This window comes from Parabacteroides sp. AT13, assembly GCF_002272965.1.
GTDB classification, from domain to species: Bacteria; Bacteroidota; Bacteroidia; order Bacteroidales; family Tannerellaceae; genus Parabacteroides; species Parabacteroides distasonis.
Genome location: NZ_NQMH01000001.1, coordinates 3162791 through 3174350, shown reverse-complemented (window position 1 = coordinate 3174350; position 11560 = coordinate 3162791). Strand labels below are relative to the sequence as shown.

Annotated in this window: 9 protein-coding genes; 7 read left to right on the top strand and 2 right to left on the bottom strand. The window is 45.2% G+C overall.

Annotation, left to right across the window (positions count from 1 at the left end):
- The first annotated feature begins 124 nt into the window (after nt 1-124).
- From CI959_RS13330 to CI959_RS13315, 4 genes are all read left to right on the top strand, one after another.
- Nucleotides 125-1393 (top strand): DUF1080 domain-containing protein, encoded by a 1269-nt coding sequence (locus CI959_RS13330; RefSeq protein WP_005854797.1) that lies wholly within the window; start codon nt 125-127, stop codon nt 1391-1393.
- 28 nt (nt 1394-1421) lie between these two features.
- Nucleotides 1422-2936 (top strand): Gfo/Idh/MocA family oxidoreductase, encoded by a 1515-nt coding sequence (locus CI959_RS13325; RefSeq protein WP_005854795.1) that lies wholly within the window; start codon nt 1422-1424, stop codon nt 2934-2936.
- Nucleotides 2937-2957: 21 nt separating this feature from the next.
- Complete coding sequence (locus CI959_RS13320) at nt 2958-3812, top strand: sugar phosphate isomerase/epimerase (RefSeq protein WP_005854793.1); 855 nt, start codon at nt 2958-2960, stop codon at nt 3810-3812.
- A 98-nt stretch (nt 3813-3910) separates the two neighbouring features.
- A complete protein-coding gene (locus tag CI959_RS13315; protein ID WP_005854791.1) occupies nt 3911-4201 on the top strand; it encodes an RNA polymerase sigma factor in 291 nt (96 codons plus the stop codon).
- Nucleotides 4202-4318: 117 nt separating this feature from the next.
- Here the strand turns inward: CI959_RS13315 and CI959_RS13310 are convergent, their stop codons facing one another.
- Both CI959_RS13310 and CI959_RS13305 read right to left on the bottom strand, forming a co-directional pair.
- Nucleotides 4319-5188, bottom strand: coding sequence for a FecR family protein (locus tag CI959_RS13310; protein WP_005854789.1), 870 nt, complete (start codon nt 5186-5188; stop codon nt 4319-4321).
- 82 nt (nt 5189-5270) lie between these two features.
- Entirely contained in the window at nt 5271-5528 is a 258-nt protein-coding gene (locus CI959_RS13305) for a sigma-70 family RNA polymerase sigma factor (RefSeq protein WP_005854787.1), read from the bottom strand.
- 81 nt (nt 5529-5609) lie between these two features.
- On the opposite strand from CI959_RS13305, the gene CI959_RS13300 reads away from it, so the two are divergent.
- The 3 genes from CI959_RS13300 (at nt 5610) to CI959_RS13290 (ending at nt 11502) form a co-directional block, all read left to right on the top strand.
- Nucleotides 5610-9011, top strand: coding sequence for a TonB-dependent receptor (locus CI959_RS13300; RefSeq protein ID WP_005854785.1), 3402 nt, complete (start codon nt 5610-5612; stop codon nt 9009-9011).
- Between the two features lie 17 nt (nt 9012-9028).
- Nucleotides 9029-10675 (top strand): RagB/SusD family nutrient uptake outer membrane protein, encoded by a 1647-nt coding sequence (locus CI959_RS13295; protein ID WP_022192032.1) that lies wholly within the window; start codon nt 9029-9031, stop codon nt 10673-10675.
- Nucleotides 10676-10761: 86 nt separating this feature from the next.
- Nucleotides 10762-11502, top strand: coding sequence for an endonuclease/exonuclease/phosphatase family protein (locus tag CI959_RS13290; protein ID WP_005854781.1), 741 nt, complete (start codon nt 10762-10764; stop codon nt 11500-11502).
- Nucleotides 11503-11560 lie beyond the last annotated feature (58 nt).

Genomic DNA, 11560 nt, shown 5'->3' with positions numbered 1-11560 from the left:
CGATTGCCATACACTTCCGTTAAAATAAATAAAAAAGGGAAAAGAGCTTACGTATCCCTTGCCCCAGAGTTGTCTCATATATAAAACACCGACAAATTTGTATTAACAATAAAGCTATACGTACATGAAAATAACAATCGTATCGTTCGCAATGGTAGCCGCTTTCGGTTTAATCTCCTGTGATAACACGAAGCATAACACATTGACCGAACAAGAGAAAGCGGAAGGCTGGGAACTTCTATTCGATGGGGAAACCTTGGATGGCTGGCGGGATTATAACGGAACCGCCTTGACCGGACCTTGGGAAGTTGTAAACGGAACCATCCAAGCGGACGGGCAAGGTAGCGATGCCAGCGGATACATCGTCACCGACAAGGCTTATGAGAATTTTGAGCTTTCGTGGGACTGGAAAATCTCGAAAGGAGGAAATAGCGGTTTATTATATCATGTGGTAGAACGTCCTCAATTCCCGGTTCCCTACGTTACCGGTCCCGAGTATCAATTGATTGATGATATCAATTTCGCGGAGCCATTGGAAGATTGGCAACGTTGCGGAGTGGATTACGCGATGTATTTACCGGACTTCAACACGATAAAAGTACATCCGGCCGGCGAATGGAACAACTCTAAGATTATTTTTGACAACGGACATGTCACCTACTTTATGAACGGGCACAAAACCGTAGAGTTCGATGCATGGTCTGATGATTGGTTCTCCCGTAAGAACAGCGGTAAATGGGCGAACGCTCCTGAATACGGATTAGCGCATAAAGGCTTGATTTGTTTGCAAGACCACGGTTATCCCGCATGGTTCCGTAATATCAAGATCAAGGAACTTCCCCGCAAGACACGAGAGGCTCGTTTATTCAACGGCGAGGACATTACAAACTGGGATAAATACGGCACAGAATTATGGTATGTAAAAGATGGTTTATTAGTATGCGAAAGTGGCCCGGATAAACAATACGGCTATCTAGCCACCCGGGAATATTACGACGATTTTGACCTTACCGTGGAATTTAAACAGGAAGCGGATGGTAATTCTGGCGTATTTATTCGTTCCTTTGTAGAAGAAAAAGATGTAAAGGTAAACGGCTGGCAAGTGGAAGTCGCCCCCAAAGGCTTTGACACGGGCGGTATCTACGAATCCTACGGACGAGGATGGTTGATACAGATCCCGGACGAGAAGGAGAACATCCTAAAACAAGGAGAGTGGAACACGATGCGTATCCGGGTACAAGGAGATAATGTACAGACTTGGCTCAACGGAGAGGAGATGGTAAACATCCGGGATGAAAAGATCGGAGCCGGTCAAGGGCGTATCGCTTTGCAAATACATGATGGTGGCGGCATCAAGGTTCTTTGGCGCAACCTTCATTTACAAACATTATAGAATATCGTTTTCTTAAAATTTAATAGTTATGAAAAACATTTCGAGAAGAAGTTTCCTCAAGACCGGAGCCGTAGCGGCAGCCGGACTAACGATCGTTCCGGGTTCTGTACTCGGTAAATCCTTTGGCTATACAGCTCCTAGTGACAAACTGAATATCGCGGGTATCGGTGTCGGCGGTATGGGACGTCGTAACCTCGCCAACATGAACACGGAGAATATCGTAGCTTTATGCGATGTAGATTGGCACTACGCGGACAAGACCTTCAAGGACTATCCGAAGGCTAAACGCTTTAAAGACTGGCGTGTCATGTTCGATGAGATGGGTAAATCAATCGATGCGATTATGGTAGCCACCCCAGACCATACACATGCCGGCGTGACCGCCCACGCAATCACGCTAGGCAAGCATTGCTATACGCAAAAACCGCTTACCCACTCCGTTTACGAATCGCGTTTGCTTACCAAACTGGCGAAGAAATATAAGGTAGCCACCCAAATGGGTAACCAAGGTAACTCATTCGACTGGTGCCGGCAGATCGCGGAGTGGATACAGTCTGGCGTAATCGGCGATGTATATGAGGTACATTGTTGGACAGACCGCCCCATCTGGCCCCAAGGCTTGATGAAGCCGAACGATACCCCGAAGTGCCCGAAGACACTGGATTGGGATTTATGGATCGGCCCGGCTCAAAAGCGGCCTTATAATCCGGTCTATACCCCTTGGAACTGGCGTGGATGGTGGGACTTCGGAACCGGGGCCTTGGGCGATATGGCTTGCCATATCATGGACCCGTTGTATTGGGCACTCGACTTAAAATATCCGACCAGCGTAATCGGCAGCTCTACTTTGAGTAACCTGTACTCCCCTCCTCACGCACAGATCGTAACCTATACATTCCCCGCACGTCCACCCAAAGGAAATGTCAAGATGCCGGAAGTGAAAGTCTATTGGTACGATGGTGGTCTGATGCCTCCCCGTCCGGAAGAATTGAAAGACGGGCAGATGATGGGCGACGAGAACGGCGGTATCATCTTCATCGGAACGAAAGGAAAGATCATGACAGGCTGTTATGGAATGAACCCGACCTTATTACCGGTTTCCGACATGGAACATTTCAACCAGCCCAAACCGACGATCCCGAGAGTGAAAGGTGGCAATGGAGACATATGGTCCACCAATGCCCATGAGCAAGACTGGATCCGGGCTTGCAAGGAATCCCCGGAAAATCGTACGGAAGCCTCATCCAACTTCCAGTTCTCCGGTCCGTTCAACGAGATGGTCGTGATGGGAGTCTTGGCCGTTCGCCTCTCCGGACTGCAAGGTTTGCATCGTGAGTTGCAATGGGATGGAGAGAACATGCGGTTTACGAACATCTCCCCGAACGATAAGATCAAGATCGTCACGGTGGATGATTTCAAGGTAATTGACGGAGATCCGCGTTTCGACCGTCGCTTCGCCGAGTTTAACGCTGCGGAAATGGCCAACGAATGGATCAAGCATACGTATAACAACGGTTTCTCTTTGCCGGATATGCCAAGATAAACCTTTTAATAACAGCCAAATATGATAAGACATATCTATAAAATAATGATAGCGATCGTTTGCTGCCTATTGGCTATTCCAAGCGAAGCGCAAACGAAGGCCGAGAAGAACGGATGGCGTCTAGGGATGCAATCCTATAGTTTCCACCTGTTCCCTTTGACGGAAGCTCTCGATAAGACACAAGAACTGGGATTGAAATACATCGAGATTTATCCCGGCCATAAGCTCGGTGGTAAATGGGGAGATAAAGTATTCGATTTCAACCTTGATGCGCAGACCCAGAAAGAGATCAAGGAGCTTGCGGCATCCAAAGGTATCAAGATCGTAGGAACCGGGGTGTATGTAGCCGAAAAGTCGTCCGATTGGGAAAAGATGTTCAAATTCGCGAAAGCGATGGACCTAGAGTTCATTACTTGCGAACCGGCTTTAAGTGACTGGGACTTGGTAGAAAAATTGTCCAAGCAATACAACATTAAGATCTCCGTCCATAATCACCCGCAGCCTTCCGACTACTGGAAACCTGAGAACCTGTTGAAAGCCATCTCCGGACGCAGTCAATCGCTTGGTTCTTGTTCCGATGTGGGGCATTGGCGTCGGGAGGGGCTAAACCAGATTGATTGCTTAAAGCAACTCAAAGGTCGAATCATCTCTTTGCATTTCAAGGATATCGCCCCGAAAAAAGCAGGAGAGAATGAGCAGCACGACGTGATCTGGGGCACAGGCATCCTAGATGTAAAGGGAATGTTGAAAGAACTCAAATCCCAGAATTTCAAGGGAGTATTCTCTATCGAGTATGAATACAACTGGGAAAACTCTGTACCGGACATTAAAGAATGTATCCAATACTTCAATAAAACCGCAAACGAAATCTTATAATAGGGATTAGCATTAATTGACAGGTAGTAAGCGTATAGGCCCAAGGGACGTTCTCCTAGCCTATACGCTCCACCTTTCTAATAATACACGGGAATAAAATGGCATCTGACAACAAAATAATCGAATTGATCAAACAAGGAGATATAGCCGCCTTTAATACCCTGTTCAAGTCTGTTTATCTCCAACTTTATATACATTGCCGAAAATTTATCCCCGCCCCGGAAGACGCAAAAGACATCTTACAAAACGTCTTCCTCCGCTTTTGGGAAAAGCGTGAGAACATCGATATTCACACGTCTTTAAACGCTTATTTATACAGGGCTATACAGAACGAATGCCTCAATTACCTTCGTTCTACCGGAACTCCCTATCTGATTAGCCATAATTAATAAATTTAAGATTAATAATAAGATCTAACAATGTTACGTTTTTTATCCGTATTACACTAAAAATCATCCATTTCTCATAAGCAAGACTGTTTTTAAGATTAATAATTCAATGATTTATTATTTGATTACTATAGTATCTTTCAGTATTTGATAGCGAATACCCGTATTCGTCTTTATCACATTGAGAATCTCCGATAAATCTTCGTTGTTACGGAAACTACCGCTAAACCTTAATTTTTTTATCCCTTGATTTTCATAACGAAATACAACGTTATAGTTCCTTTCCAACAACTTTGTTATATCTTGCAGATACATCATTTTAAAAGACAAGAAACCTCCTCTCCATTGAGCGAATAGTTTCTTATCGTAAGGTACTACTTCTATCTTATTTCTACTTTTATCATAAACCGCCACTTGGTTAGGCTCAAGTAAGACCTCTTGTTTAGTCAACGTAGGTTGTACGGCGACCTTGCCATTGAACAAGGTTGTGGTTAGTTGCGAGTCTTCCATATAAGCGGAAACATTAAAGGCCGTACCAATCGCTTTCACATCAATACCGTTTGCCTTTACAACAAATGGTAAGTCTTTATTCTTTGCGACTTCAAAATAAGCTTCTCCATCCAAATAAATGCTACGATTGGAATGGCCGTAGTTCTCCGCATATTCTAGAGTTGTACAAGAGTTAAGCCAAACCCTCGTACCATCCGGTAATTGCAAATAGCTCTTCTCTCCTTTGCTCGTTACTAATTTATAATTTCCAACTGTCGATAAGTTCTCTTGATTCGTAAGATACAACGTTGATAGTGAAACACCTATGCCCAAAACCACGGCAGCGGCATATTTCATGTATTGAAGGAATAGCCTTCTTGTTTTCATTTTGGAAATAGTTTTTTTCTCTATGGATGAAAACAAACGCTCCCACTCCCTATCAACATCTACTTCGTCTTTGAGACTTTCCGCAATTATATTTTTTATATATTCTTTCATTGTTTTTTCTCGATTCTATATGTATGACACTTCAAAACGATGTGCTACTTACAAGATTGATAGATTTTTGTATTATATTTTTTCAAGAAACCAGATAATCTTTCAATCTACTTTTCAAAATCTTAAGGGCTCTATATATCTGTGTTTCCACTGTACGGACGGAGATATCCAATTTATCTGCGATCTCTTGGTTCTTGAGTCCATTTATACGACTCAATTTAAAAATGGATTTACATTGATCTGGTAATTCCTCTATCGTATTTTCCGTGATTCGTTCTATTTCAAAAATACTAAGTATCGAATAAGGATCATTATCTTCCACAGCCTCTTGTTTATCCATCTCTGATATTTCATATCGGGGAATGTCAATGGTTCCGGTAGAACTAATTACAGAACCCTGAAAAAATCATTATTTTTAGGTTTGTGCTTAACCTTTTTCCAGCCGTACACAGTAGCGGCATCAGCACAAATTATATCCTTAAATATCACAAAAGGAACTATCACTGAAGTTTTTAAGGCGATTGAAGACCAAAGTGAATATAAATTCTTTTATAATGACAATCAAATCAATTTGAATAAACGGGTTGATGTCAATATCCATGAAGAATCCATAGAACAAGTATTAAACAATGTCTTTAGAGGTACGGATATTACGTATAAGATCGTCAAGAATCACGTAGTACTTACCAACAAGACCATGAAAGATACGGAGTTGCCATCCACCAACCAAAATCGCAAACGGCTAACCGGACAAGTAGTAGGACAAGATGGGGAGCCTCTGATCGGAGTAAACGTTGTAGTGAAAGGTACTACAATCGGATCTATGACCGATATGGACGGAAACTACATTCTAGAGAATGTTCCCTCCAATGCTACCGTTGAATTCTCGTACATCGGCTATCTCCAACAAAGTATCAACGTAGGCAATAAAAGCAACCTCAACGTCACTTTAGCGGAAGACACTCAAAAGTTGGATGAGGTAGTAGTTGTTGGTTACGGTTCCTTCAAGAAAAGAGATTTAACCGGAGCTGTTTCTCAAGTAAAAGGAGACGAGATCTCGAACCTACCGCTTCGCAGCGCCGCCGACGCCTTGCAAGGAAAAGCAGCCGGTGTAACCATAACATCTAGTTCCGGTAGCCCAGGTTCACTCGGTAATGTCCGTATCCGTGGTGTCGGTACTATCAATAATAATGATCCGTTGTATGTAGTAGATGGTCTACCTCAAGGTGATATCGGTTGGTTAAATGCCCGTGATATCGAGAGCATAGAGGTATTGAAAGACGCTTCCGCACAAGCGATCTATGGTGCCCGTGCTGCCAACGGTGTGATCCTAGTATCCACAAAGCGAGGAGCTTCCGGCGAGAGTTACCGAAGCAACATCGAGTTTGATATGAACATTGGTTTCCAAGATGTAGTGAAAACGTATGACATGCTAGACGCCGAAGGTTTCATGGAATATAAGAACCGGGCTTACGCCGCATCCGGGAAAGCCTTGATCGATGATTTCGCCACATCAGAGAAGCGAGAGCAGATCCTTACTTTCCTAGGGAAAAACGGAGGACGATCCGGTACGGATTGGTGGAAAGAGAGCACCCGTAAACCCAAGGAAGCTATCAGTCAGAATTACAACCTAGCTTTCTCCGGAGGTATGAAGAAACTCAGATACCGTGCTAGCTTCGGCTATATGGATCAACAAGGAATCTTGAAAGGTTCCGACTATGAACGCCTCTCCGGTCGGTTGAACGTAGACTCTGAGGTAACCAAGTGGTTGAACCTCTCCGCAAATGTGAACGTCACGTACGAATCCAGGCGCAACCTAGATGAGAATAACTCTTACACAGCAACCGTGTTCAGTACCCTTGCGGCAGACCCAATCACTCCGGTATATCGCGACAACCTAGTGGATATCCCAGATTTCTTGCAAAACCGGATTATGGGTGGTTATGAGCCGACCAATCCTTGGTCTCGCTATACAGGCGTAATTTACTCAAACAAACCGAACACGGTTGGACAGGTAGACCGCTCCGCATTAAATCAATGGCACGGGATCGCCACGAAAAGTAATATCTCCGGCGAAGTCAAGTTGTTACCCTTCTTGACCTTCAAATCCAGTATCGCTCTTGACTTAGTCCGTAACCAAAGCGACTCTTTCCGTCCTTCTTACTATCTGGATGGAGATGAGTACTCCACTTATGCGGGCGCCAGTCGGAGCGTAGCGAATAAAGATTACTGGGTATTCGACAATTACCTAACTTACAATCAAAAATTCGACAAACATGCGGTAACAGCCATGGTCGGTACCTCCGCAGAGAAAGAGCGCTACGAGGAGATCTACGCCTATAAAGAAGGACAGGTCAACAACAACCCGAACCAGCAGATCATCAACGCCGGTACCATGAATCCCGCCGCATCAGGCTACTACGCCACGAGTACGCTGAATTCTTATTTCGGTCGTGTATTTTATTCCTTTGACAACCGTTATATGATCACAGCCAATATCCGTTGGGATGGATCCTCTAAATTTGCAGATGGTAATCGCTGGGGTTACTTCCCCTCCGTATCCGCCGGTTGGAATTTCTCGGAAGAGAGCTTCATGAAGAACCTTGAGTGGCTGTCACAAGGTAAGTTAAGAGCAGCTTGGGGTGAGATCGGGAACCAGACTATCTCCTCCGGAGCCTATATGAATACGTTCGGAAATGGTAGCTACTACCTCTTCGGTAATCCGTATCAGACGAACTTGTATGCCGGACGTACGCAGGTGGGTAATCCGGATCTGAAATGGGAGACTACTCGCCAACTGGACTTCGGATTGGATTTGGCCTTTTTCCAAGGTTCCTTGAGAGCAACCTTCGACTACTTTGACCGTCAGACAAGTGATATGTTGGTGCAAGTACCCGTGCCCAGTTCACTAGGATTCCCCAACACGCCGTGGATGAATGCCGGTAGCGTAAGCAATAAAGGTTTTGAAGTAACGCTCGGATACGACGGTAAGATCGGGAACGACTTCCAATATCATATCAACGGAAACGTATCCACCTATAAAAATAAGGTAAAAAGCCTAGGTAGTGGAGCGAATATTCCGGGTAAAGGCATCCATCTAGGATACTTCTCCTATACGATGACAGAGCCAGGACAACCGATCGGTTATTTCTACGGATATAAAACCGATGGTGTCTTCCAGACCCAAGAAGAGATCGACAACTACAAGAACAACGGTCAAATGGTAATGCCAAACGCAAAGCCGGGCGACTTAAAGTTCCAAGATTTGAACAAAGATGGTAAACTAGACGACGAAGACCGCACGATGACAGGAAATCCTCATCCAGACTTCACCTTTGGTTTGACCTTAGGCGCAGAATGGAAAGGATTCGACATCTCCGCCTTCTTCCAAGGATCAGTCGGCAATGACATCTTAAACATATTGAAATATGACATCTATTCAGGTACCGGTTGGTACAATGCTCCGAAGGATATATTAACAACCTACTGGAACGGACCGGGTAGTACAAACGAGAACTTCGCAATCGATGCGGATAGCCGCATGAACTTGGAGATGTCCGATTGGTATGTGGAAAATGGTTCTTATGTTCGCTTGAAGAACCTGACAATCGGTTATACGCTTCCGTCCGAATGGACTAAGAAGATCACGATCAACAACCTTCGTTTCTTTGTTGCCGCACAGAACTTATTCACGATCACCGGTTATTCCGGACTAGATCCTGAGATCGGAGAGATCAATAACTCGCCTCTTTACAAAGGCTGTGATATGGGATTCTATCCGCAACCGCGTACATTCATGTTCGGTCTTAGTTTGAAATTATAATCTTAAAATGAATTATTATGAAATCTATAGTTAACATAGGGAAATTACTTGTATCGATCGCATGCGTCGGTGCCCTTACGACAAGCTGTAACAGCGACTTTCTAGACCGCCCGCCATTGGGAACATTGGATGAGGTAACTTATCTGAGTACCAAGGATGCCGGCTACAAACTTTTGGTCAATTGCTATCAGCCCTTACAAGATAGCTGGAACTATCAGGACATGAAATTTGTCTTGGGAGATCAATTGAGCGACGACTGCTCCAAAGGCGGCTCTGATGCAGGAGACCGCGTTCGTATCACGGAAATCGCCCGCGGAACACCAATGGCGACTAATCAAGTCTTGTCCGACCTTTGGACTCATCGCTACCAAACAGCGATCTCAGCCTGCAACGTATTCCTGTCGCTAATCACACCTGAATCAGAATTGATCGATGATGCCGGAGGCTTGGTCAGCACAGAAACCAAACAGCGATGGATCGCAGAGGCTCAATTCATGCGTGCGTTCTATTACTACGACCTAGCTACAATCTTCCAGAATATTCCACTAATTGACAAGCCCATGGAAGTCGTCGACAAAAGTACGATCACGAAATCCAGCAAAGAGGAGGTCATGAACTTTATCCTGAAAGACCTGAACACCGCAATCGCCGAACCTAATCTACCTAATGCAAAAAGCCTTCCGACCAGCGAGATTGGGCGAATCACCAAAGAGGCCGCCATGGCTTTCCGTGCTAGGGTATTGATGTTCTACGGCAACTACGGAGAGGCTCTGAAAGACCTGAAGGCAGTTGTCGAATCCGGAAGCTATGAATTAGTAGATGACTACGAGAAGCTATTCAATAACGCCACAGAGGGCTATATGTCAAAAGAGTCCGTCTTCATCACCCTGCGCTCTTACATTCCTAGCTACACTAGCGGTAGCGTTTGTCCACAAATGAATGTCGGTCGCGGTATTGCCGGCGGATGGGGCGGCGAGTGTCCGACGAAGGATTTGGTAGACGAATATGAGGTAGGCGATCCACGCTTGGTACACACGGTATTGTCATCCGGCGATATATTCGTCAAGAACGATGGTTCCGAAGAGGTACACGACTATTCCGGCTACGACAATTTCCCACAGCAACACAGCCGTAAGCAGTATCCAGACTTCTCCAGACGGCCACTAAACGATTTATTGAACACGGATTGGACCCACTATCACATCCGCTATGCCGATGTATTGCTGATGTACGCTGAATGCCTGATCGAGACGGATGGCGACAAACAACTAGCGGCCGACCTGATCAACCAAGTACGTTATCGTGCCTTCGTGACAACCTCTTTGACAGATAGCTACGCTAAATACCGTAAGTTCAACCTCAAGGAGAGCGATCGAGTGACCGAGGATACTTTCAACGCTAAGTATAAAGTGAAAGCTTCCGATGATCTGCGTGCCGCCGTTCGCCACGAACGCCGTATCGAACTTGCAGGCGAGGGATTACGCTTCTACGACTTAATTCGCTGGGGCACCTTCGTATCTACAATGCAGAAATTCGGCAAGACTGATGAGGGCAAGTATTCCGGTGCCGGGACACTCGTCACCGATAAGACATACCCCTACCCGATTCCACAAAGCGAGATCGACTATGTAGGAGGCGCATTAACACAGAACGATAATTATTAATCTTCAATTTTTATTACTGTAGCCCCCGCAGATAGTCCTTCTTGTTGTCTGCGGGGGTTTCTATTCACGAAATACCTTAGAAATCCATGAAACGAATCTTATTTCTCCTAACCATCGCCCTCCTAAATTTGGGAAGTGGCCTATGCAAGACACGACAATCGTTAAGAATCATGAGCTACAACATCCGCATCGGGATCGGTATGGACCAACAGACCAATTTGAAGCGAATCGCTGAAGTGATCAACAAGATCCAGCCGGACTATGTCGGGCTACAAGAGGTGGACAGTGTATGCGAACGCTCTGGATGGATCAACCAATATGCAGAATTGGCACGGTTGACCGGCATGTATCCAATCTTCGCACCTGCCACAGAACGTTCTAAGGGATTATACGGAATCGCCGCACTCTCCCGCAAAAAACCTCGCAGCTACCAATACATACCTCTGCCGGGAAAGGAAGAGCCACGTACCTTCCTTTGTCTCGAATATCCGAACTATACCTTGTGTAACACACATTTCTCGCTCGACCCAGACTCTCGCCTGGCCTCTATACGACTCATCAATGAGACGATGAAAAGAGAAAACAAACCAATCCTGATCACCGGAGACTTCAACATGGAGCCAGACTCTAAAGAATTCAAGGCGATGAAACAAACGTGGAGGCTCTTATCCGACCCTACGTTAGAGACCTACCCCTCGGATCATCCCCGTTTGCGTTTAGATTATATCTTCGGCGACCTAAGGCATGAATTTAGGATTATCAACGACCAAGTGATCGATATCCAGTCGTCCGATCACCTGCCGATCTATATAGACGTGCTATTTTAAGCTTTCTCCCCCGGACATCCTCAGAATCCCGAACAATGCGAATCTAGAAATTCTTAAT